The organism is Pseudomonas sp. MWU12-2029 (genome assembly GCF_023242425.1).
GTDB classification, from domain to species: domain Bacteria; phylum Pseudomonadota; class Gammaproteobacteria; order Pseudomonadales; family Pseudomonadaceae; genus Aquipseudomonas; species Aquipseudomonas kribbensis.
The window spans coordinates 560,617-583,249 of sequence record NZ_JALJDY010000004.1 but is presented as its reverse complement, the minus strand read 5'-3'; the positions used below and the strand labels follow the sequence as shown (position 1 = coordinate 583,249).

Sequence of the window (22,633 nt, the reverse complement as noted above, 5' to 3'; positions counted from 1 at the left end):
GCGCTATCACTTTTACTGCGATGAATGAATAGTTCGTTAGCTGGCTAAGGGGATGGCGCTGGCGCACCGAAAAATGGCACATTGATGCACCTGCCTGCGTGCACCCATCTGCTGTACGGAAACTCCCATGGCTATCAGCAACGTTCAGACCGCCGCTGCGTCGGCGTCCGCTCCTCCCCAAAGCAGTCCACTGGTGATGCGCATCATCGGCGCGGTGGCGCTGGCGCATTTGATCAACGACCTGATCCAGTCAGTGCTGCCGTCGATCTATCCGATGCTCAAGGCCAACTACGGCTTGAGCTTCACTCAGGTCGGCCTGATTACCCTGACCTTCCAATTGACCGCGTCGCTGTTGCAGCCGTGGGTCGGTTATCACACTGACCGGCATCCGAAACCGTGGCTGTTGCCGGCCGGTTCCGTGTGTACGCTGATCGGTATTGTGATGATGTCGATGGTCGGCAGTTTCCCGCTGATTCTGCTGGCGGCGGCGCTGATCGGTATCGGCTCCTCGACCTTTCACCCCGAAGCTTCTCGTATCGCACGGTTGGCCTCCGGCGGGCGTTTCGGTCTGGCGCAATCGACCTTCCAGGTCGGTGGTAACGCCGGTTCGGCATTCGGCCCGTTACTGGCGGCAGCGATCATCATTCCCTTCGGACAGGGCAACGTGGCGTGGTTCGGGCTGTTCGCAGTGTTTGCGCTGTTCGTGCTGTACCGCATCAGTCGCTGGTACGCCCATCACCTGAACCTGTTCAAGCTCAAGGCCGGCCAGGCTGCCACTCATGGACTGTCGAAGGGCAGGGTGGTCAGTGCATTGGTGGTGCTCGGGTTGCTGGTGTTCTCCAAGTATTTCTACATGGCCAGCCTGACCAGTTACTTCACGTTCTACCTGATCGAAAAGTTCGACCTGTCGGTGGCCAGTTCGCAACTGCATCTGTTTCTGTTCCTCGGCGCGGTGGCGGCGGGCACATTCTTCGGTGGGCCAATTGGTGACAAGATCGGCCGTAAGGCTGTGATCTGGTTTTCGATTCTTGGCGTTGCGCCATTCACGCTGCTCATGCCCCATGTTGATCTGTTCTGGACCACTGTCCTGAGCGTGGTGATCGGCTTCATTCTGGCGTCGGCGTTCTCGGCCATCGTGGTGTACGCGCAGGAGCTGGTGCCGGGCAATGTCGGGATGATTGCCGGGGTGTTCTTCGGGCTGATGTTCGGCTTTGGCGGGATTGGCGCGGCGTTGCTCGGGCATCTGGCGGACATTCACGGCATCGAGTACGTGTACTTCCTGTGCTCGTTCCTGCCGTTGTTCGGGGTGCTGGCGATTTTCCTGCCGAGAACCAAAAAGGCCTGACGGGCTGAATTTCAGGCACAAAAAAGCCGCGTATCGAACGCGGCTTTTTTTGGGTGCAGCTTTTACACGTTGAAGCGGAAGTGCATCACGTCGCCATCTTTAACGATGTAATCCTTGCCTTCCAGACGCCATTTACCGGCTTCCTTGGTGCCCGCTTCGCCCTTGTACTGGATGAAGTCGTTGTAGGCGATCACTTCGGCGCGGATGAAGCCTTTCTCGAAGTCGGTGTGGATCACGCCGGCGGCTTGTGGTGCGGTGGCACCGACGCGGACGGTCCAGGCGCGGACTTCTTCGACACCGGCGGTGAAGTAGGTCTGCAGGTGCAGCATTTCGTAGCCGGCGCGGATCACGCGGTTCAGGCCAGGCTCTTCCAGGCCCAGGGCCTCGAGGAACATGTCTTTCTCTTCACCGTCGTCCAGCTCGGCGATTTCCGCTTCGATCTTGTTGCAGACCGGAACGACCATGGCGCCTTCTTCTTCGGCGATGGCCTTGACCACGTCCAGGTGCGGGTTGTTCTCGAAACCGTCTTCAGCGACGTTGGCGATGTACATGACCGGCTTGGTGGTCAGCAGGTGGAAGCCCTTGATGATTGCCTTCTCGTCGGCGCTCATGTTCTTCATCAGGCTGCGCGCAGGCTTGCCTTCGGTGAAGTGCGGGATCAATTGTTCCAGCAGGGCCTTCTGGGCCACTGCGTCCTTGTCACCGCCCTTGGCGTTGCGCGCGACTTTCTGCAGTTGCTTCTCGCAGCTGTCGAGGTCGGCGAAGATCAGTTCCAGGTCGATGATTTCGATGTCGCGCTTCGGGTCGACACTGTTGGAAACGTGGATCACGTTTTCGTCTTCGAAGCAGCGCACGACGTGAGCGATCGCGTCGGTTTCGCGGATGTTGGCCAGGAACTTGTTGCCCAGGCCTTCACCTTTCGACGCGCCAGCCACCAGGCCTGCGATGTCGACGAATTCCATGGTGGTCGGCAGTATGCGCTTCGGATTGACGATTTCCGCCAGAGCGTTCAGGCGTGGATCCGGCATCGGCACGATGCCACTGTTCGGCTCGATGGTGCAGAAGGGGAAGTTCTCGGCCGCGATCCCGGATTTGGTCAGGGCGTTGAACAGGGTGGACTTGCCGACGTTAGGCAGGCCGACGATGCCGCAATTGAATCCCATGGTGTTTCCCCTCGGATTAGAGTCAGGCCTTCTGGCTGTGCAGGTTTTTCATCGCGCGGTTCCATTCACCGGCGAGGATATCCGGCAGCACGCCGAGGGCAAAGTCGATGCTGGCATCGAGTTTTTCCTGTTCGGCGCGTGGCGCACGACCCAGGACGAAATTTGAAACCATACTGGCGACGCCCGGGTGGCCGATGCCAAGCCGCAGGCGGTGGAACGTATTCTGATTGCCCAATTGCGCAATGATGTCGCGCAACCCGTTGTGACCGCCATGGCCGCCGCCAACCTTGAGCTTGGCGACGCCCGGAGGCAGATCGAGTTCGTCGTGTGCCACCAGGATCTCTTCGGGCTTGATGCGGAAGAAACCGGCGAGTGCCGCCACGGCCTGGCCGCTGCGGTTCATGTAGGTGGTGGGAATCAGCAGACGAACGTCCTGACCCTGATGCGAAAAACGCCCGGTCAGGCCGAAATACTTGCGATCGGCCACGAGATTCACGTTCTGTGCGTGGGCGATACGCTCAACAAAAAGGGCCCCTGCGTTATGCCGGGTCTGTTCGTATTCGGCACCTGGATTTCCCAGGCCAACGATCAGTTTGATGGCAGTCACGATAGGGGCCCTTCCTTGGAGTGGTGGATAACATCGCCGCGATCGGGGAAGGCGGCGAAAGTGGACGAAAAATGCTCATTTACCATGGATGTAAACTCCGCGTTCCCGCCCGCTTTCTCGCTACGTTCCAGTCCGCGATGTTACCTGTTCACTCCGGCTTTACAGAGTGATTACTCTGCAGCGCCTTCGGCAGCTTCTGGAGCAACACGTGGAGCGTGGACGTTGGCAACAGCCTTGTCATCGCCGTGTGCCAGAGCAACGAACTCAACACCTTTAGGAGCTTTCAGGTCCGACAGGTGAATGATGGTGCCGATTTCGGCTTTGGCCAGGTCGACTTCGATGAACTCAGGCAGGTCTTTGGCTTCGCAGGAAACTTCGATTTCTGCAACAACGTGCGAGATCTCGCCGCCTTTCTTGACCGGAGCTTCTTCGTTGATGAAGTGCACTGGAACAACGGCAGTCAGTTTCTTGCCGGCAACAACGCGTACGAAGTCGGCGTGCATGATGAACTGCTTGGCCGGGTGACGCTGCATGGCTTTAACAACCACGTCTTGCTTGACGCCGCCGATGTTCAGTTGGATGACGTGGCTGAAAGCAGCCTCGTCTTCGAACAGCTTGGCTACTTCTTTAGCCAGCATCATGATGGACTCAGGAGCCTTGTCACCACCGTATACAACGGCAGGAACCTGGCTGGCGAGACGACGCAGGCGGCGGCTCGCACCTTTCCCCAGGTCGGTACGCGCTTCGGCGTTCAGGATGAAATCAGTCATTTTGTATCTCCAAAATAGCCATGTCCGGGCGACGTCTGCGACCGACGTCAAAGCGGCATGGGCAAAAAAGCCCCGCCCCAACATGAGTGTTGGGGCGGGGCGCTTTTCGTCAACGAGACATTTCGAGAAGGGCAGGGCCCTTAGCGGAACATCGCGCTGATCGATTCTTCATTGCTGATGCGGCGAACCGCTTCGGCAACAACCGGTGCGATATCCAGTTGACGGATACGTGCACAGGCTTGTGCTGCTGCGGACAGCGGGATGGTGTTAGTGACCACCAGCTCGTCCAGCACGGAATTTTCGATATTCTCGATGGCCCGACCCGACAGCACAGGGTGTGTGCAGTAGGCAAAGACCTTGGCTGCGCCATGCTCTTTCAGGGCCTTGGCCGCGTGGCACAGAGTGCCGGCGGTATCGACCATGTCATCGACCAGGATGCAGGTACGCCCTTCGACATCACCGATGATATGCATCACTTCAGAGTGATTGGCTTTCTCACGGCGTTTGTCGATGATCCCGAGATCCACGCCCAGCGACTTGGCAACGGCACGTGCACGCACGACGCCACCAATGTCCGGGGACACGATCATCAGGTTCTCGAAGCGCTGATCTTCGATGTCATCCACCAGAACCGGGGAGCCGTAGATGTTATCTACCGGAATATCGAAGAAACCCTGAATCTGGTCAGCATGCAGATCAACCGTGAGAACACGGTCGATGCCGACTACGGTGAGCATGTCAGCGACGACTTTCGCGCTGATAGCCACACGTGCGGAACGCGGACGGCGATCCTGACGGGCATAACCAAAATAAGGAATAACAGCAGTGATACGAGTAGCCGAGGAGCGGCGGAAGGCATCAGCCATCACTACCAGTTCCATCAGGTTATCGTTGGTCGGAGCGCAAGTCGGCTGAATAATGAAAACGTCTTTACCGCGAACGTTTTCATTGATCTCGGCTGTAATTTCGCCGTCGGAGAATTTACCGACAGAGATGTCACCGAGAGGGATATGCAGCTGACGTACGACACGCCGAGCCAGATCGGGGTTAGCGTTCCCCGTAAAGACCATCATCTTGGACACGCGCAGTACCTAGAGGCTGAGGGTAACCTGGATGAGTATAGAAAATGGCAGGGGCGGCTGGATTCGAACCAACGCATGGCAGGATCAAAACCTGCTGCCTTACCGCTTGGCGACGCCCCTGTATCTGTTGCTTGCAAGTGCCGGGCACTTGGTTCCTTTAGAGCAGACTTTGCAGCTTGCGATGCAACATCGAAACGTTGCTTCCTTTTGCTACAAACCCTGTAAGGGTCTCTGTCAGAAGGGCCGAGACTTTATCAGCTTCAGCTTTGCTTGGGAAGCCCCCAAACACACAACTTCCAGTTCCGGTGAGTTTTGCTTCGGTAAAATTACCTAGCAAATTCAATGCGTTACGTACTTCTGGATAACGCCTTGCTACCACCGGCAAGCAGTCATTTCGACTGTTTCCCTCGGGAACGGGGCGCACTTTAATGGGCGGCGTGTTACGTGTCAACAATGGATCTGAAAAAATTTCTGCCGTACTAACAGAGACTTGCGGTACGAGCACGACATACCACGGTTCGGCGGGCTCGACCGGGGTCAGTTTCTCGCCGACACCTTCGGCGAAAGCCGCGTGGCCACGGACGAACACCGGCACGTCGGCGCCCAGGCTCAGGCCCAGTGTTGCCAGCCGATCTTCATCCCAGCCCAGTTGCCAAAGATGATTGAGTCCGAGCAGGGTGGTCGCCGCATTCGAGCTGCCGCCACCGATGCCGCCGCCCATCGGCAGGATCTTGTCGATCCAGATGTCGATGCCCAGCGAGCAACCGGATTGCTCTTGCAGTTTTTTCGCCGCACGCACGATCAGATTGCTGTCGTGAGGCACGCCGTCGAATTCGGTGTGCAGGCGAATCACGCCATCGTCGCGGACGGCGAAGTTGATTTCGTCGCCGTAGTCGAGGAACTGAAAAATCGTCTGCAACTCGTGATAGCCGTCTTCACGACGACCGAGAATGTGCAGCATCAGGTTGAGTTTGGCCGGAGAAGGCAGCGTCAGGCGTGGAGCGGTCATGCTTATTGCCCCAATTTACGCGGTTGCCAGGTCTTGATGACCAGGGTCACGTCCAGATCGGTGCCGTGCAGTTTGATCCGCTCGGGGAGCCAATAACCATTCTGTTCGGCATAACCGAGGTACTCGACCTGCCAGCCGTCCTGTTCCAGATTGGCCAGGCGACTGTCGGCATCGAGGGTCAGGCGGCTCTTGCTGGCCGGAGCCGGCAGGCCTCGAACCCACCAGGACAGATTCGATACCGGCAGTTTCCAGCCGAGTTGTTCTTCCAGCAGGACTTCCGGGGATTGCGCGTCATAGCGGCCCTGGTTGGCGACTTCCAGCGAAACCTTGCCCGGGCGACCGGTCAATCGCGCCGCGCCGCGACCCAGCGGGCCGGACAGGCGGATGTCGTAATAATCCTGGCGCTGCAGCCAGAACAGCGTGCCGCTGCCCGAGTCTTTCGGGGCGCGGATGCCGATCTTGCCGTCGATCTGCCAGCCGTCGAGGCCGGTCAGTTGCTGTTTGTTCGCGGCCCATTGTGCCGGGCTGCCGTGGCCCTCGACGGATTCGCGGGCGCCAAAACCCGCGCAACCGGCGAGGAGGGCGATGAAGCTGAAAACGATGACGTGGCGCAAAAACATGGGTTAAAGAGTCTCGGATCCGGTCAGGCGCTTGATGGTGCTGCGCAGGATGGTGCTATCGGGCTGGTCCTTGAGGAATTTGCCCCAGATTTGTTTGGCTTCGCGCTGGTTACCCTTGGTCCACAGGACTTCGCCCAGGTGAGCGGCGACTTCGTGATCGGGGAAACGCTCCAGCGCCTGACGCAGATACTTCTCGGCGTCATCCAGGTTGCCCATGCGGAAATTCACCCAGCCGAGGCTGTCGAGTACCGCCGGGTCTTCCGGATTGATCTGGTGTGCCTGCTCGATCAAAGCCTTGGCTTCGGCGTAGCGGGTGGTGCGATCGGACAGGGTGTAGCCGAGGGCATTGAGCGCCATGGCGTTGTCCGGGTCGCGCTTGATGATCAGGCGCAGGTCTTTTTCCATCTGTGCCAGGTCATTGCGTTTTTCCGCCTGCATGGCCCGGGTGTAGAGCAGATTCAGATCGTCCGGGTATTGCAGCAACGCCTGCTGCAGGGTTTTCCAGGCCTTGTCGCCCTGATTGTTGGCGGACAGGGTCTCGGCCTCGATCAGGTACAGCTGGATCGCGTAATCCGGTTGCGCATCACGTTCGGCGGCCAGTTTGCTCTGGGCCTCGGCGGTCTTGCCGTTGTTCATCAGAATGTCGGCCTGACGCAGTTGCGCCGGCAGATAGTCGTTGCCCGGCCCGACCTGGGCGTACTCGATCAGTGCGCCTTGCGGGTCGTTGCGTTCTTCGGCGATGCGCCCCAGGTTCAGATGCGCGGAATCGACGTGGCTTTCCCGGGCGATCAGGTCTTCCAGGTAACCCTTGGCCTCGTCCCAGGCCTTGGCTTCCAGGCAGACCAATGCCAGCGAGTAACGCAGTTCGTCGTCTTCCGGGTATTGCTGGACCAGCGTCGAGAACTCGACCTTGGCGTCGTCCATCCGGTCCTGTTCCACCAGCATCCGTGCGTAAGTCAGGCGCAGGCGCTTGTCGTCCGGGTACTTCTTGATGTTCTTCTGCAGCAGGGGCAGGGCTTCGTCGCCACGGTTCAGCCCTTGCAGCAGGCGGGCACGCAGCAGGATCGGGGCGATTTCGCCGTCGTCCGGCGGATTGTCTTCGAGCAGGGTCAGCGCACCTTTGGTGTCGCCGTCCTGCTGCATCAGCAGGGCCTTGCCGAAAATCAGCTGATTGTTGTGCGGGTGGCGCTGCAGCAGGCGGTCGAAACTTTTCATCAGACCGTTGCGGGTTTCCTGATCGGTGTCGGCGGCCGACAGCGCGAGGAAGTCGAAATGGGTGTCGCCCTTGCCCTGCAGGACTTTCTCCATGTAGACCATCGAGTCGTCATAACGCCCGGCGCGTGCCAGTTGCACGGCGGCGGCGCGTTGCGCTTCGAGGTCGTCAGGTGCGTTTTTCGCCCAGATCAGTGCGGTATCCAGCGCCGGTTGATCCGCGCCCAGGTACTCGGCGATACGGAACGCCCGCTCGGAAACACCCGGGTCCTGGGTGTTGATGGCCTGGGTCACGTAGTTGTCCAGGGCAATGTCGAAGCGATTGCGCTGGCCGGCGAGTTCGGCGCTCAGCAGGCTGAACACCGTTTCCTGGCTGAACGAGCTGTAAACCTTGGGCTTTTCAGGGGCTGGCGTGGTGTCTTCGACCGATGAGGCGCCATCGTGCGAAACGGGGGCCAAGGCCTGGCAGCCGCTGAGGAAGACAAAAGCTAGGAGCAACGCGGAAGATCTATTCATATAGGAAGAGGACGACTAACCTGCGGTCGGATCATCATGACACAAGCCTTCGGCCAAACATAACCGAGTCTCGATTGTGGCCATTATAGGGGCCGACAATTGGGACAATAGTCAGCGGTAGTTGTTCTGAATCTGACGAAGTAGGACAATTGCCGGCTTCACGTCACCATCAGCGACCTTGAATGGCCTTCCTTGCACTCGGTATCAACCACAAGACTGCTTCAGTAGACGTCCGCGAGCGCGTGGCCTTTACCCCTGAGCAGCTGGTGGAGGCCTTGCAGCAGCTCTGCCGACTCACCGACAGCCGCGAAGCTGCGATCCTTTCCACCTGCAATCGCAGTGAACTGTATATAGAACAGGATCAGCTTTCGGCCGATATCGTGCTGCGCTGGCTGGCCGACTATCACCATTTAAGCCTCGATGAGCTGCGCGCGAGTGCTTATGTGCATGAAGATGATGCGGCAGTTCGTCACATGATGCGCGTCGCCTCCGGGCTCGACTCGCTGGTGCTGGGCGAACCGCAGATCCTCGGCCAGATGAAATCGGCCTACGCCGTGGCCCGCGAGGCCGGCACCATCGGGCCGCTGCTCGGGCGCTTGTTCCAGGCAACGTTCAACGCCGCCAAGCAAGTGCGCACCGATACTGCCATTGGCGAAAACCCGGTGTCCGTGGCGTTTGCCGCGGTCAGCCTGGCCAAACAGATTTTCAGTGACCTGCAACGCAGCCAGGCCCTCCTGATCGGCGCCGGCGAGACCATCACCCTGGTCGCCCGCCATCTGCATGATCTGGGGGTCAAGCGTATCGTGGTGGCCAACCGCACGCTGGAACGCGCCAGCCTGCTGGCGGAACAGTTCGGCGCCCACGCGGTATTGCTGTCGGACATTCCGGCGGAACTGGTGCGCAGCGACATCGTCATCAGCTCCACCGCCAGTCAGTTGCCGATCCTCGGCAAGGGCGCCGTTGAAAGCGCCCTGAAGCTGCGCAAGCACAAGCCGATCTTCATGGTCGACATCGCCGTTCCCCGGGATATCGAACCGGAAGTCGGCGAACTCGACGACGTTTACCTCTATAGCGTCGACGATCTGCACGAAGTGGTCGCCGAAAACCTCAAGAGCCGTCAGGGCGCAGCGCAAGCCGCCGAAGAGATGGTCTCGGTCGGCGCCGACGATTTCATGGTGCGCCTGCGCGAGCTGGCTGCGGTCGACGTGCTCAAGGCCTATCGTCAACAGAGCGAACGCCTGCGCGACGAAGAACTGCAAAAGGCCCTGCGCCTGCTGGCCAATGGCGGCAACGCCGAAGACGTGCTGGGCCAGCTGGCCCGTGGCCTGACCAATAAACTCCTGCACGCCCCGAGCGTGCAGTTGAAAAAGCTTTCTGCCGAAGGCCGCCTCGATGCGCTGGCCATGGCCCAGGAACTCTTTGCCCTCGAGGGCTCACCGGATAGCTTTTCGGATAAAAAACCGCAATGAAAGCGTCACTGCTCAATAAGCTGGACATCCTCCAGGACCGTTTCGAGGAACTGACGGCGCTGCTCGGCGACGCCGAAGTCATTTCCGACCAGACCAAATTCCGCGCCTATTCCAAGGAATACGCCGAAGTCGAGCCGGTCGTCGAAGCCTATAAACAGCTGCTCAAGGCCCAGGCCGATCTGGAAGGCGCCCAGGCGCTGCTCAAGGACGGCGACCCGGACATGCGCGAAATGGCCGTGGAAGAAGTCCGCGAAACCAAAGAGCAACTCATCGAGCTGGAAGCCACCTTGCAGCGCATGCTGCTGCCCAAGGATCCCAACGACGGGCGCAACGTGTTCCTCGAAATCCGCGCCGGCACCGGTGGCGACGAGGCGGCGATCTTCTCCGGCGACCTGTTCCGCATGTACTCGCGCTATGCCGAGAAACGCGGCTGGCGGGTGGAAATCCTCTCGGAGAACGAAGGCGAGCACGGCGGCTATAAAGAAGTCATCGCCCGGGTCGAAGGCGACAATGTCTACGGTAAGCTGAAATTCGAGTCCGGCGCGCACCGCGTACAACGCGTGCCGGCCACCGAATCCCAGGGCCGCATCCACACCTCGGCCTGCACCGTGGCCGTGTTGCCGGAGCCCGACGAGCAGGAAGCGATCGAGATCAACCCGGCGGACTTGCGCGTCGACACCTACCGTTCCTCCGGGGCCGGTGGTCAGCACGTCAACAAGACCGACTCGGCGATCCGTATCACCCACTTGCCGACGGGCATCGTGGTCGAGTGCCAGGAAGAACGTTCCCAGCACAAGAACCGTGCGCGGGCGATGGCCTGGCTGTCGGCCAAGCTCAACGATCAGCAGACCACCGCAGCGGCCAACGCCATCGCCAGCGAGCGTAAATTGCTGGTGGGTTCCGGCGACCGCTCCGAGCGGATCCGCACCTACAACTTTGCCCAGGGCCGGGTCACCGACCACCGCGTCAACCTGACCCTGTATTCCCTCGACGAGATCCTCGCCGGTGGCGTCGAAGCGGTGATCGAACCGTTGCTGGCCGAATACCAGGCCGACCAACTGGCAGCGATAGGTGAATAAATGACCATCATCGCCAGCCTGTTGCGCGCCGCCGAACTGCCGGACTCGCCCACCGCACGCCTGGATGCCGAACTGCTCCTCGCCGCGGCGCTGGGCAAGTCCCGCAGTTTTCTCCACACCTGGCCCGAACGCATCGTGCCCAGCGAAGCCGTGCTGGTCTTCACCGAATACCTGCAACGCCGCCGCAGCGGTGAGCCGGTGGCCTACATTCTCGGCCAGCAGGGTTTCTGGAAGCTGGATCTGGAAGTCGCGCCGCATACGCTGATTCCGCGCCCGGACACCGAACTGCTGGTGGAAGCAGCACTGGAATTGCTGCCGGCAACTCCGGCCAAGGTTCTCGACCTCGGCACCGGCAGCGGGGCGATTGCCCTGGCCCTGGCCAGCGAGCGTCCGGCATGGAACGTCACCGCCGTGGATCGCGTGCTGGAAGCCGTGGCCCTGGCCGAACGCAACCGCCAGCGTCTGCACCTGAACAACGCCACTGTGCTCAGCAGTCACTGGTTCAGTGCTCTCGAAGGCAAGCGTTTCGAGCTGATCATCAGCAACCCGCCATACATCCGCGCCGCCGATCCGCATCTGGTCGAAGGCGATGTGCGTTTCGAGCCGGAAAGCGCCCTGGTGGCCGGCATTGACGGGCTCGACGATCTACGACTGATCATCGCTCAGTCGCCGGCACATCTGGAGGCCGGTGGCTGGCTGATGCTCGAACACGGCTATGATCAAGCCGAGGCCGTGCGCGATCTGTTGCTGACGCAAGGTTTCGAAGAAGTCCACAGCCGCACCGATCTGGGCGGCCATCAACGGATCAGCCTGGGGCGCCTGCCGTGCTGAATGATCAGGAATTGTTGCGCTACAGTCGGCAGATCCTCCTGCAACACATCGACATCGATGGCCAGTTGAAGCTCAAGGACAGCCGCGTGCTGATCGTCGGCCTCGGCGGTCTCGGCGCTCCGGTGGCCTTGTATCTGGCGGCGGCGGGCATCGGCGAGCTGCATCTGGCGGATTTCGACACGGTCGACCTGACCAACCTGCAACGCCAGATCATCCACGACACCGACAGCGTCGGCATGACCAAGGTCGACTCGGCGCTCAAGCGCCTGAGCGCGATCAATCCTGAAATCCGACTGGTGCCCCATCGTCAGGCACTGGACGAGGATTCCCTCGCCGCCGCCGTGGCAGCGGTGGATCTGGTGCTCGACTGCTCGGACAATTTCTCCACCCGCGAAGCGGTCAACGCCGCGTGTGTGGCGGCGCGCAAACCGCTGGTCAGCGGCGCGGCGATCCGCCTCGAAGGACAACTGTCGGTATTCGACCCGCGTCGTGCCGAGAGCCCGTGCTATCACTGCCTGTACGGTCACGGCAGCGAAGCCGAACTGACCTGCAGCGAAGCCGGCGTGGTCGGGCCGCTGGTGGGTCTGGTCGGCAGCCTGCAAGCGCTGGAAGCCTTGAAGCTGCTGGCGGGTTTCGGCGAGCCACTGGTGGGGCGCCTGCTGTTGATCGATGCACTGGGCTCGCGATTCCGTGAGCTGCGGGTCAAGCGGGATCCGGGATGCAGCGTCTGTGGTTCGCACCATGCGTGAGGCGCCGATCGCCGTATTCGATTCCGGCGTCGGTGGCCTGTCGGTGCTGGCGGAAATCCAGCAGTTGCTGCCCCATGAATCGCTGCTGTACCTCGGCGATTGCGGCCACATTCCTTATGGCGAGAAAACCCCGGAGTTCATCCGCCAGCGTTGCAGCGTGATGGCCGGTTTTTTCCGCGAGCAGGGTGCCAAGGCGCTGGTGATTGCCTGCAACACCGCGACCGTGGCCGGCGTTGCCGATCTGCGGCGCGATTTCCCCGACTGGCCGATTGTCGGCATGGAGCCGGCGGTCAAACCGGCCGCTGCCGCCACTCGCAGCGGCGTGGTCGGCGTCCTCGCCACCACCGGCACCTTGCAGAGCGCGAAGTTCGCGGCTTTGCTCGACCGTTTTGCCACCGATATCCGGGTCATCACCCAGCCATGCCCGGGGCTGGTGGAGCTGATCGAAAGCGGCGACCTGCACAGCGCCGAGTTGCGCGAGCTGCTTCACCGCTATGTCGAACCGCTGCTGGGCGCGGGTTGCGACACGATCATTCTCGGCTGCACCCACTACCCGTTCCTCAAGCCGCTGCTCATGACGATGCTCCCCGACGACATCAGCCTGATCGACACCGGCGCCGCCGTGGCCCGGCAACTTCAGCGCCTGCTGGCCGAGCGAGATCTGCTTGCCGAGGGTCAGAATCGCCCCGCCAGATTCTGGACCAGCGCCGATCCGCAATCCTTGAAAAACATCCTGCCGCTGCTGGGACAAACGCCCGGCGATGTGCAAAGCTTCGCGATGTAAAAAAGTTGTGTCATAACTGAAAAATCAGCTGAACTTCTGTTCAAGCGCCGATTTCTATAAGCGTCAAGCACACTAAAAACCATACGACCGTTAGGAAAAGGATGTTTCAAGTGAAGCGACTATTCTGCTTGGCCGCGATTGCGGCCGCACTGATGGGGCAAAGTTTTACTGCACAGGCCGCTGGCGTGGAATTCGGGGTTGGGGCCACCAGCGATTCAACGATGACCTATCGCCTGGGGATGAATTTCGACTGGGACAAGAGCTGGCTGCAAAGCGATGTCGGTCGTCTGACCGGTTACTGGAGCGGCGCCTACACCTACTGGGAAGGCGACAAGGGCTCCAGCAACAACAGCCTGTCGTTCTCGCCGGTGTTCGTTTACGAGTTTTCCGGCGAGTCGATCAAACCCTATGTCGAGGCCGGCATCGGCGCCGCGGTGTTCTCCAACACCGACTACGAAGGCAACAAGATCGGCCAGGCCTTCCAGTTCGAAGACCGCATCGGTTTCGGTCTGCGCTTCCATGGCGGGCACGAGGTGGGGATCCGTGCGACCCACTATTCCAACGCCGGCATGTCGAGCAACAACGACGGGGTAGAAAGCTACTCGCTGCACTACACGATGCCGTTGTAACACCCATGAAAAAAGGAGCGCCTGGCGCTCCTTTTTTGTATTCAACGGTACGCCGTGGCAATCCCCAGGCGTTCCTCGATGCATTCCGGCGCGCCCATTTCGAATTCGCGGCAGATCAGCGGGCGTTTTTCGTAGATGGTGCACATCATCGTGTCGCGATCCAGCGCCGCGCACCAGCCGTCGTCCAGACGCAGCATGACTTCCCCACCCCATTCATCGGTATCGATATAACGCTCGGGTACGCCAGTGTCGGTGATCAGCATGACTTCGAGCTGACAGCAGCAGGCCGCGCAAGTCGAACAGGTGACGGCGGGCTCGTCGATTGGCTGCAGGGGAATGGTTTTCATGGGCGCAGTGTACGGCAGTGACCCGCGCGCGTGTGAAAGCCCTGACGGACGATTACTGCACCAGACGTCTCGACAACAGGTGCAACAACGGAAACAGCAGCGCCCACAACAGGCCGATGCCGATCAAAGTCGGTAACTCGCCATAGGGAAACTGCACCCCGGCCAGTCGTCCACCGGCGCAGTACGATAACGCGCCACCGACAGCCCCGAGCACACTCGCCAGCCACCATGGCCGGGCGCTCCATTGCAGGCAATGGCGCAATGTCGTGGCCAGCAGTGCCCACAACAGCATCAGCCACAGCGGAATCAGCGGCGACAGGTCCTTGAATTCAAAGACCCCGAGACCGCGCAGGCCACTGTCCACGGCGGTGCCCAGAATCACCACGCCGAGAATCAGTCGGCCCTCAGCCGCCCAACTGCTGATCCAGCGCAGATGAATCACCAATACCGCCAGCGCCACCAGCAGCCACAGGCTGTTGCCGCCGAGCACGCAGGCCAGCCAGCCGATCTGGAACAGAACCGCGTTGGCGATCCGCTCAAGCATCGAAGCGTCCGAGCAGCGGTGCCGGCATCGCCGCCGGTTTGGCCAACAGCAATTGCGCGGTGCCGATGGTGCGTTCGAGGAAGCCGCCCTCGCAGTAGCACAGATAAAACTCCCACAGCCGCAGGAAATAATCGTCGTAGCCCAATTCGCTCAAACGACCGTGGGCGTGGCGAAAATTCTCGTGCCACAGGCGCAGGGTACGGGCGTAGTGCAGGCCGAAGTCTTCCATGTGCAGCAGGTTCATGTCGGTGTCACGGCTGACGATTTCGAGCATCTTCTGCACGCAGGGCAGGGCGCCGCCGGGGAAAATGTAACGCTGAATGAAATCCACACCGCGTTTCGCCTGCTCGTAGCGCTGGTCCCGAATGGTGATCGCTTGCAGCAGCATCAGGCCGTTGCTCTTGAGCAGGTGTGCACATTGCTTGAAATAGGTCGGCAGGAAGCGATGACCGACCGCTTCGATCATTTCGATCGACACCAGTTTGTCGTACTGACCGGTGAGGTCGCGGTAGTCCTTGAGCAACAGCGTCACCCGGTCCTGCAGGCCGAGGCTTTCGATGCGCCGGGCGGTGAACGCGTATTGCTCTTTGGACAGGGTGGTCGTGGTGACTTTGCAGCCATAGTGCTGCGCGGCATACAGCGCCATGCTGCCCCAGCCGGTGCCGATCTCCAGCAAGTGATCGCCAGGCTCGAGCGCGAGTTTCTGGCAGATCCGCTCCAGTTTGTTCAGTTGCGCCTGTTCCAGGCTGTCGTCGGGGCGAAGGAACTGCGCCGCCGAATACATCATGGTCGGGTCGAGAAACTGCTCGAACAGATCGTTGCCGAGGTCGTAGTGGGCGGCGATGTTTTTCTGCGAGCCCTTGCGCGTGTTGCGGTTGAGCCAGTGCAGCCCGCGCACCAGCGGCCGGCCGATTTTCGCCAGTCCGCCCTCCATGCCATCGAGCACTTCAAGGTTGCTGACGAAGACGCGTACCACGGCGGTAAGGTCCGGTGAACTCCAGTAGCCGTGAATGAACGCTTCCCCGGCGCCAATCGAGCCGTTGCCCGCGACCATGCCCCACACTGCCGAATCGAGGACATGAATCTCGCCCAGCAACGCACTGCCCGGCGTGCCGAAGACCTGGCGTTCGCCGTCCTCGATCACCACCAGTTGCCCATGCTTGAGCTGTGCGAGCTGACGCAGGACACCGCGACGCAGCAGCGAGCCGGTGATGCCGTGGGTACTGAACGGGATGGCGGCTCTGGCCGAAACGCTAGAGGATTTCATGGCGGTGCTCCTCGGGAGACGCAGTGGCGGTTCGAAAGCTGTCGTCAGCCGTCCGATGGGGAAACAGCGGGGTGCGCTTGAGCAGCAGACGCAGGGCCTGCCAATAGATCGCGAGGGCGGTTTTCGCGGTCATCCACGGAAAGCGCCACAGATGCCGGTGCAGGTTGCGTCGATCAAGAGGTTCGCGTTTCAGGTTGAGCGTGGCGTCGAACAGTTTGCGTTCGCCCTGCCAGTCGGCCATGTGCACGCCGAGGGTTTGCGCGGCGGGACTGAAGCTCATGCGGTATTCCAGGTCCGGCGGCAGGAACGGCGACACGTGAAACGCCTTGGCCACGGCAAAGTGCTGGTGGAAGTCGCGCACGCTGGTCGGTGCCCGCGCCGGCAGCACATAGTGATAGCGCTCGCGCCACGGCGTGTTGCTGACTTCGCAGAGAATTGCCGCCAGTTGCCCGTCGGCTTCGTGGCAATAAAAGAAACTCACCGGGTTGAACGCCAGGCCCCAACTGCGGGGCTGGGTCAGTAGGCAGATCGAGCCCTGCGGCTCGTGACCGAGGGCCGCGCCGACCTGCAGACGCACGGCATCGATCAGTCGCACACCGCGACCGGTAAACGTCTTGAGGTAGTCGGTCTCGCGAAACGAGAACGGGGCAAAGCGGCTCGCACCGGACAGTGGCGAGAGGTTCAGCACAGCGTCCTGTTCGGCCAGGTCGAGATACAGAAGTCCGATCCGGTAGCGGAACTCATGCCGACGCGGGGCGAAGCGCCGGTGGGCGATCCAGCCACTGTAGAGCGCGCTGTTCACAGGCTTTCTCCGAACGCGGCGGCGACGCGTAAAGCGCTGACCACGCCGTCTTCATGAAAACCGTTGGCCCAGTAGGCGCCGCAATAATGGGTGTGTTGCGCACCGTCAAGTTCGGCCCAGCGCTGTTGGGCCGCCACTGCCGCGAGGCTGAATTGCGGATGGGCGTAGGTGAAACGGGCAAGCACTTTGGACGGGCTGATCCCGGCGCTTTGATTGAGGCTGACGCAGAACGTGGTGTCGCTCTGGATGCCTTGCAGGATATTCATGTCGTAGGTCACTGCGGCCTGGGTATGGCCGGCTCCACCGAGGCGATAGTTCCAGCTGGCCCAGGCCCGCTTGCGCATCGGCAGCAGACGGGTGTCGGTGTGCAGCACTACTTCATTGTCGGCGTAGGGCAGGGCTCCGAGAACCTCCCGTTCGGCATGGCTCGGGTTGGCCAGCAGACGCAATGCCTGATCGCTGTGGCAGGCCAGCACGACTTTGTCGAAGTGTTCGATGCCGACGGGACTGTGGATAACCACGCCGTGTTCGTTGCGTTCGATCCGGTTTACCGGGCAGTTCACGCGGATCCGCTCTTTGAATGACGCGGTCAGCGGTGCGAGGTAGGCACTGGAGCCACCCTCGATCACTCGCCATTGCGGACGATTGCTGACCGACAACAAGCCGTGGTTCTCGAAAAAACGCACAAAGAACTGCAGCGGAAAATTCAGCATCTCGGCCATCGGCATCGACCAGATCGCCGCGCCCATCGGCACGATGTAATGCAGGATGAAACGCTCGCCGTAGCCGCCGGCCTTGAGGTAGTCGTCCAGTGTGGTGTCGCTGGCGATCCGCTGTTCGGCGAGATCGCGCCGGGCTTCCTTGTTGAAGCGCAGGATGTCGCGCAGCATGCCCCAGAACCCCGGCGACAACAGATTGCTGCGCTGAGCGAAGAGGCTGTCGAGATTGTTGCCGTTGTATTCCAGGCCGGTATCGGGGTCGGTCACCGAAAAACTCATTTCGGTGGCTTTGCTGCTCACACCCAATTGGCGGAGCAGGCGTATGAAGTTCGGGTAGGTCCAGTCGTTGAACACGATGAACCCGGTGTCCACGGCATATTCGCGACCCTCCACCGTGACTTGTACGGTGTGGGTATGGCCGCCGACCCAGGCGCCGGCCTCGAACACCGTGACGTCATGTCGGCGACCGAGCAGGTAGGCGCAGGTCAGGCCTGCGATTCCGCTGCCGACGATGGCGATGTTCACGTCGGATCCCGCAAGGGTGGTGTGCTGCGCACCATGCGCTTGCCGATCGCCAGTTGTACTTGTGCGGGCATTTTCGACAGCGGCCAGAGCGCCGCCATGAACAGTGCCGGAAAGGCAATCTCCAGTGGCCGGTCCTTGAGCCTGCCGAAAATGTGACTCGCGGCTTTTTCCGCAGGCCAGCTCAATGGCATCGGGAAGTCGTTTTTGGCGGTCAGTGGCGTTTCGACAAAGCCCGGGCTGATGATGGTGACTTCAATGCCTTCGTCCGCCAGATCGATGCGCAATGACTCGAACAGATAACGCAGCCCGGCTTTCGACGCACCGTACGCTTCGGCCCGGGGAAGCGGCACGTAGGTGACGGAGCTGGCCATGCCCACCAGATGCGGCGCAGTTCCTTTGCGCAGCAGAGGCAGGGCGGCTTCGATGCAATAGCTGCTGGCGAGCAGGTTGGTGCGTACCACGTGTTCGACGATCGTAGCGTCGAACTGTTTTGCATCGACGTATTCGCAGGTGCCGGCGTTGAGGATCACGCTGTCCAGCGTCCCCCAGTCCAGCGCGATCTGCTCACCGATTTCCCGTACGGTCTGGCTATTGGTGAGGTCCCCGGCCACGACCAGTACCTGGCCCGGGTAGCGTTGCGACAGCTCTTTGAGCGGTTCGACCTGGCGGGAACTGACCGCCAGGTGCGCACCGCTTTTCAGAATTTCTTCAGCCATTGCTGCACCGATGCCACTGCTGGCACCGGTCAGCCAATAACGGCGTGGCGTTGAACGGCTCATCCCAGTCTCCTTTTCAGCCAGGCGATTACCCGGCCCAATATGGGTAAATGTTCGTAAAGCAGCGCCCCGGCGTCGAAGTAATCCCGGTGGCGATAAACCTTGTCACGCCAGAGCAGGTGCGAACAGCCCGTGACGCGAATCAGTCGTCCGCCGGCCAGGCGCGGGTGGCGGTAGCTCATGACCCAGCGCAGGTAGCCTTCGCAGTCGCCGATCTGGTCGAAGCCATGGAAGTCGAACCGCAACTCGCTGACGTTGGCGTACAGCTCGCTAAAGTAGGCGCGCAATTGCGTCAGTCCCTGTACTTCGTGCAGTGGATCGGTGAAATGAATGTCCTCGCTGTAGAGCGCGTCCAGGCTGTGCAGGTTGTCCTTGTTCAACTGCGCGAACTGGCGGGCGAAACGGCGCAGGAATTCACTCATGGCCTTCTCCGACAGACGTACGGGAGGGCAGGTTCTTGAACGCGGTCAGTGCCCGTTCCCGTGAAGTGCTCAGGTTGACGATCGGCGGCGGATAGTCCGCCACGCCGAACAGCACGCCGGCACTCGCCGGGTTGTGCACTTCTTTCTTGTTCAGCCCGGCCAGTTCAGGCAGCCAGTGCTTGATGAACAGGCCTTCGCTGTCGAATTTTTCCGACTGGCTGATCGGGTTGAAAATCCGGAAATACGGCGCCGCATCGGTGCCGGTCGATGCGCTCCACTGCCAGCCGCCGTTGTTGGCCGCCAGATCGCCGTCGATCAGGTGGCGCATGAAAAAACGCTCGCCTTCACGCCAGTCGATCAGCAGGTTCTTGGTCAGGAACATCGCCACCACCATCCGCAGCCGGTTGTGCATCCAGCCGGTTTCAAGCAATTGGCGCATGGCCGCGTCGATGATCGGCAGACCGGTGCGTGCTTCCTGCCAGGCCGCCAGTTCCTGGGGCGCTTCGCGCCAGGCCAGGGCTTCGGTCTCCGGGCGGAACGCGCGATGCCGGGAAACCCGTGGGTAGCCGACCAGAATGTGCTTGTAGAACTCGCGCCAGAGCAGTTCATTGATCCAGGTAACCGCGCCGACCTTGCCGCTTTCGAATTCGCCCTGATTGCTTTGCAGCGCGGCATGCAGGCATTGGCGCGGCGAGATCACCCCCGCAGCGAGATAGGCCGAGAGCTGGCTGGTGCCGGGTTTGGCCGGGAAGTCGCGCTCGCTTTTGTAGTAGTCGATCTGCACGTCGGCGAAGGTGTCGAGACGGCGCCGGGCTTCGGCTTCGCCGGCGGGCCACAGGTTGCGCAACGCTTGGCCGGGTGTCGGGAAACCCTCGATGGAATCGGGTACCGGATCGCTGGCAATGTTCAGCGGAGCCTGTGCGGACGGCGCCTTTATCAAGGACGGCATCGAACGATGCAGGCGTTCATAGCAGACCTTGCGGAACTGACTGAACACCTGAAAGTAGGTGCCGGTTTTGGTCAGTACGCTGCCGGGCTTGAACAACAACTGATCGAGATAGCTGTGAAACGCGATCCCTTCGGCCTGCAATGCCCGGGCAACGGCCGCATCGCGGCGGCTTTCGTGGACGCCGTATTCCTCATTGACGTGAACGGCTTCGACATTTAACTGCCGACACAACTCAAGCAACACCGCCGGAGCCTGATCCCAGCGCGGGGCGCTGCGGATCAACAACGGGATGTTCAGTTCGCCAAGGGTTTTGCTCAATTCCCGCAGGTTGCGCAGCCAGAAATCGACCTTGCACGGTGCATCGTCATGTTCCTGCCATTGCTCCGGGCTCAACAGGTACACGGCCACAGTCGGGCCACGCTCGGCGGCGGCCGTGAGGGCTGTGTTGTCATGTTGGCGCAGGTCGCTGCGCAGCCAGATCAATTGCATGGTGTTCTCTGCACGAATCATTAAATCAACCCACGCTGAAGGAGTGCCCGATGCGCCGACAAGGGATCTTCGGCCAGGTACAGATCAGCGATCTCGGAAGTTCTTACGGACAACTCGGCGTGGTGGATGCACACCGTTGGTCCGGCAATCATTTTCGGGCAACTGATGCCATTCAACAGTTTCGGCAACTGCGCAAGATTCATGGCCTTGCTGGAATACAGCAGTACGCCACGGGCTTGCAGGTGATCGACTGCCAATGCCAGCTCCCCGGCCGGCAACGGCCAGTCGAACACCTGCACCGGGCAATCGGCGCTGCTTATCAGCCAGGCGCAGAGCCACAGGTGCGGCTCCAGCAGTAAATCCGATTGGTTGACCAGCAGCAGCGGTGCTGTACGCAACTGACGATTGTTATGGTAGATGCGTGCGCCGAATTTGCTACGCAGCCAGGCGTGAAAGAACACCCGTTCCATCTGCGCACCGAACTGGCCTTGCCAGCGTTGCTCGAGGTCCGCCAGCAACGGCATCAGCAATTGCTCGCACAGGGTTCGTGGCGGGTACAGCGCCATCGCCTGGTTGACGCTGTCGTCGAGGCTGCGCTCGTTCAATTGCGTGACCGCCAGCAGTGTGGCCTGGTGCAAGGGCTGCCATTCGTTTTCCAGCGGCTCGTTGACGGTTTGCGGTGTGTCGAGCAGCGGTTTGACCTGACTGACCGCCACGCCACGGTTGAGCCAGGTGAGGATGTGCTGGATACGCTGTACATGCTCGGCCGAATACAGGCGATGCCCCTTGGGCGTACGTTGCGGCACGATCAATCCGTAACGGCGCTCCCAGGCACGCAGGGTGATCGCATTGACGCCGGTCTGGCGCGCAACCTCGCGAATCGGCAGCCAGCCTTCGTCGAGGGCTTTCTTGAAGTCGGCGCCGAGGTCTTCGCGGGCGCTGGTGTCGGGTGTGTCGTTCATCAAATGGCGTTTCGCAGGCTGAGGTTTTCCGGGTGCGGTTGCAGGTAAACCTGTTGCGCGATGTACGGATCGGGGTGTTGGCGAAAGTGATGCTTGAGCAGTGTCAGCGGCACCACCAGCGGCACGATGCCGTGACGGTACTGGCCGATGACGTGCTGCATCTCCTGTTTGTCTTCTGCGCTGATGGCCCGTTTCAGGTAACCGCTGATGTGCTGCAACACGTTGCTGTGGGTGCGACGTGTGGCGCAGGTGCTCAGTGCCGCCATCAACTGACTGAAGTAGCGCGGGCCGAGCTCCACGGGTTCGGTCTGCCCCATGTTGCCCAGCAGATTGCCCAGCGCCTTGTATTGCACCGGGTTGTGGGCCATCAGCAGGTATTTGTAGCGCGAGTGGAAGTCGGTCAGGGCTCGGCGGCTCAGGCCTTGCCGGAGCACTTGCTGCCAATCGCTGTAGGCGAATACCCGGGTGATGAAGTTTTCCCGCAGGACCGGATCGTTCAGGCGCCCGGCTTCTTCGACCGGCAGGTCCGGGTGCCGGGCGCAGAAGGCCTGGGCATAGATCCCGCGCCCGCTGCCGATCGGTGCGCCGTTGGTGTGATAGACCTTGACCCGTTCCAGTCCACAGGATGGCGATTGCTGCATGAAGATGTAGCCGCAGATGCCGTCGAGCTCGACGGCCATTTTCTCGCCATAGGCGGACAGCGCATCGGTGACGTCGGTTTCGCGGTGAACCGTCCCGAGGGCCTGAGGATGATCCGGATCGCCCACCAGCCGGATCGGCTCGCGGGGGATGCCCAGGCCAATCGCGACTTCCGGACACACCGGGACAAAATCGAAATATTCAGTGAGTGTGTGGGTGCACAGCCGTGATGCCTTGTGTCCGCCGTTGTAGCGCACTTCGGCTCCCATCAGGCAGGCGCTGATGGCGATCTTGGGTGGGGACTGTTCGGACATGACGGCACCTCGA

24 protein-coding genes and 1 tRNA gene are annotated in these 22,633 nt (G+C 60.9%); 7 read left to right on the top strand and 18 right to left on the bottom strand.

Features of this window, described 5'->3' with window-relative positions; all coding sequences use genetic code 11:
• The first annotated feature begins 127 nt into the window (after positions 1-127).
• Positions 128-1,345 (top strand): MFS transporter, encoded by a 1,218-nt coding sequence (locus M5B44_RS13065; protein WP_248739382.1) that lies wholly within the window; start codon positions 128-130, stop codon positions 1,343-1,345.
• Positions 1,346-1,407: 62 nt separating this feature from the next.
• On the opposite strand, the gene ychF is transcribed toward M5B44_RS13065, so the two are convergent.
• The 8 genes from ychF to M5B44_RS13025 form a co-directional block, all read right to left on the bottom strand.
• Positions 1,408-2,508 (bottom strand): redox-regulated ATPase YchF, encoded by a 1,101-nt coding sequence (gene ychF / locus M5B44_RS13060; RefSeq protein WP_085709288.1) that lies wholly within the window; start codon positions 2,506-2,508, stop codon positions 1,408-1,410.
• Between the two features lie 22 nt (positions 2,509-2,530).
• Complete coding sequence (gene pth / locus M5B44_RS13055; protein WP_007951726.1) at positions 2,531-3,115, bottom strand: aminoacyl-tRNA hydrolase; 585 nt, start codon at positions 3,113-3,115, stop codon at positions 2,531-2,533.
• Between the two features lie 170 nt (positions 3,116-3,285).
• Entirely contained in the window at positions 3,286-3,885 is a 600-nt protein-coding gene (locus tag M5B44_RS13050) for a 50S ribosomal protein L25/general stress protein Ctc (RefSeq protein WP_085709289.1), read from the bottom strand.
• Positions 3,886-4,025: 140 nt separating this feature from the next.
• Positions 4,026-4,967, bottom strand: a complete 942-nt coding sequence (locus tag M5B44_RS13045) for a ribose-phosphate pyrophosphokinase (protein ID WP_003171603.1) — start codon at positions 4,965-4,967, stop codon at positions 4,026-4,028.
• Positions 4,968-5,012: 45 nt separating this feature from the next.
• Positions 5,013-5,087 (bottom strand) — tRNA-Gln (locus tag M5B44_RS13040).
• 37 nt (positions 5,088-5,124) lie between these two features.
• The gene (gene ispE / locus M5B44_RS13035) at positions 5,125-5,976 is read right to left on the bottom strand and encodes a 4-(cytidine 5'-diphospho)-2-C-methyl-D-erythritol kinase (RefSeq protein ID WP_248739381.1); all 852 of its coding nucleotides are present in this window, start codon (positions 5,974-5,976) and stop codon (positions 5,125-5,127) included.
• A gap of 2 nt (positions 5,977-5,978) precedes the next feature.
• Positions 5,979-6,596, bottom strand: a complete 618-nt coding sequence (lolB, locus tag M5B44_RS13030) for a lipoprotein insertase outer membrane protein LolB (RefSeq protein ID WP_085709291.1) — start codon at positions 6,594-6,596, stop codon at positions 5,979-5,981.
• Between the two features lie 3 nt (positions 6,597-6,599).
• Positions 6,600-8,324, bottom strand: a complete 1,725-nt coding sequence (locus M5B44_RS13025) for a tetratricopeptide repeat protein (RefSeq protein WP_248739380.1) — start codon at positions 8,322-8,324, stop codon at positions 6,600-6,602.
• Positions 8,325-8,506: 182 nt separating this feature from the next.
• Between M5B44_RS13025 and hemA the strand changes: the two genes are divergently transcribed.
• From hemA to M5B44_RS12995, 6 genes are all read left to right on the top strand, one after another.
• Positions 8,507-9,793, top strand: coding sequence for a glutamyl-tRNA reductase (hemA, locus tag M5B44_RS13020; protein WP_085700892.1), 1,287 nt, complete (start codon positions 8,507-8,509; stop codon positions 9,791-9,793).
• Entirely contained in the window at positions 9,790-10,872 is a 1,083-nt protein-coding gene (gene prfA, locus M5B44_RS13015) for a peptide chain release factor 1 (protein WP_114885501.1), read from the top strand. Before hemA ends, prfA begins: the two co-directional genes overlap by 4 nt.
• Positions 10,873-11,703, top strand: a complete 831-nt coding sequence (gene prmC / locus M5B44_RS13010) for a peptide chain release factor N(5)-glutamine methyltransferase (RefSeq protein WP_248739379.1) — start codon at positions 10,873-10,875, stop codon at positions 11,701-11,703. It abuts the gene before it with no gap.
• Positions 11,697-12,452 (top strand): molybdopterin-synthase adenylyltransferase MoeB, encoded by a 756-nt coding sequence (locus M5B44_RS13005; RefSeq protein WP_248739378.1) that lies wholly within the window; start codon positions 11,697-11,699, stop codon positions 12,450-12,452. The genes prmC and M5B44_RS13005 overlap by 7 nt, the downstream gene beginning before the upstream one ends.
• Positions 12,445-13,236 carry a glutamate racemase gene (gene murI / locus M5B44_RS13000; RefSeq protein WP_248739377.1) on the top strand — a complete coding sequence of 264 codons (792 nt, stop codon included), beginning with the start codon at positions 12,445-12,447 and terminating at the stop codon, positions 13,234-13,236. Before M5B44_RS13005 ends, murI begins: the two co-directional genes overlap by 8 nt.
• Positions 13,237-13,346: 110 nt before the next feature.
• A complete protein-coding gene (locus tag M5B44_RS12995; protein ID WP_134828084.1) occupies positions 13,347-13,865 on the top strand; it encodes an acyloxyacyl hydrolase in 519 nt (172 codons plus the stop codon).
• 41 nt (positions 13,866-13,906) lie between these two features.
• On the opposite strand, the gene M5B44_RS12990 is transcribed toward M5B44_RS12995, so the two are convergent.
• From M5B44_RS12990 to M5B44_RS12945, 10 genes are read right to left on the bottom strand one after another with little or no spacing between them, the layout of a single operon-like run.
• Positions 13,907-14,212: a YkgJ family cysteine cluster protein gene (locus M5B44_RS12990; protein ID WP_085709297.1), complete on the bottom strand. Its 306-nt coding sequence runs from the start codon at positions 14,210-14,212 to the stop codon at positions 13,907-13,909.
• A 52-nt stretch (positions 14,213-14,264) separates the two neighbouring features.
• The gene (locus tag M5B44_RS12985) at positions 14,265-14,756 is read right to left on the bottom strand and encodes a DUF2878 domain-containing protein (RefSeq protein WP_248739376.1); all 492 of its coding nucleotides are present in this window, start codon (positions 14,754-14,756) and stop codon (positions 14,265-14,267) included.
• Positions 14,749-16,023, bottom strand: coding sequence for an SAM-dependent methyltransferase (locus M5B44_RS12980; RefSeq protein ID WP_248739375.1), 1,275 nt, complete (start codon positions 16,021-16,023; stop codon positions 14,749-14,751). The genes M5B44_RS12985 and M5B44_RS12980 overlap by 8 nt, the downstream gene beginning before the upstream one ends.
• A complete protein-coding gene (locus M5B44_RS12975) occupies positions 16,010-16,825 on the bottom strand; it encodes a DUF1365 domain-containing protein (protein ID WP_248739374.1) in 816 nt (271 codons plus the stop codon). Before M5B44_RS12975 ends, M5B44_RS12980 begins: the two co-directional genes overlap by 14 nt.
• Positions 16,822-18,069: an NAD(P)/FAD-dependent oxidoreductase gene (locus tag M5B44_RS12970; protein WP_248739373.1), complete on the bottom strand. Its 1,248-nt coding sequence runs from the start codon at positions 18,067-18,069 to the stop codon at positions 16,822-16,824. The genes M5B44_RS12975 and M5B44_RS12970 overlap by 4 nt, the downstream gene beginning before the upstream one ends.
• Positions 18,066-18,848: an SDR family NAD(P)-dependent oxidoreductase gene (locus M5B44_RS12965; RefSeq protein ID WP_248739372.1), complete on the bottom strand. Its 783-nt coding sequence runs from the start codon at positions 18,846-18,848 to the stop codon at positions 18,066-18,068. Before M5B44_RS12965 ends, M5B44_RS12970 begins: the two co-directional genes overlap by 4 nt.
• Positions 18,845-19,267 carry a nuclear transport factor 2 family protein gene (locus tag M5B44_RS12960; protein WP_248739371.1) on the bottom strand — a complete coding sequence of 141 codons (423 nt, stop codon included), beginning with the start codon at positions 19,265-19,267 and terminating at the stop codon, positions 18,845-18,847. The genes M5B44_RS12965 and M5B44_RS12960 overlap by 4 nt, the downstream gene beginning before the upstream one ends.
• Complete coding sequence (gene phrB / locus M5B44_RS12955) at positions 19,260-20,705, bottom strand: deoxyribodipyrimidine photo-lyase (protein WP_248739370.1); 1,446 nt, start codon at positions 20,703-20,705, stop codon at positions 19,260-19,262. Before phrB ends, M5B44_RS12960 begins: the two co-directional genes overlap by 8 nt.
• A gap of 20 nt (positions 20,706-20,725) precedes the next feature.
• Complete coding sequence (locus tag M5B44_RS12950) at positions 20,726-21,667, bottom strand: MerR family transcriptional regulator (RefSeq protein WP_248739369.1); 942 nt, start codon at positions 21,665-21,667, stop codon at positions 20,726-20,728.
• On the bottom strand, positions 21,667-22,620 hold the full coding sequence (locus M5B44_RS12945) for a YbgA family protein (protein WP_248739368.1): 954 nt from the start codon (positions 22,618-22,620) through the stop codon (positions 21,667-21,669). Before M5B44_RS12945 ends, M5B44_RS12950 begins: the two co-directional genes overlap by 1 nt.
• Positions 22,621-22,633 lie beyond the last annotated feature (13 nt).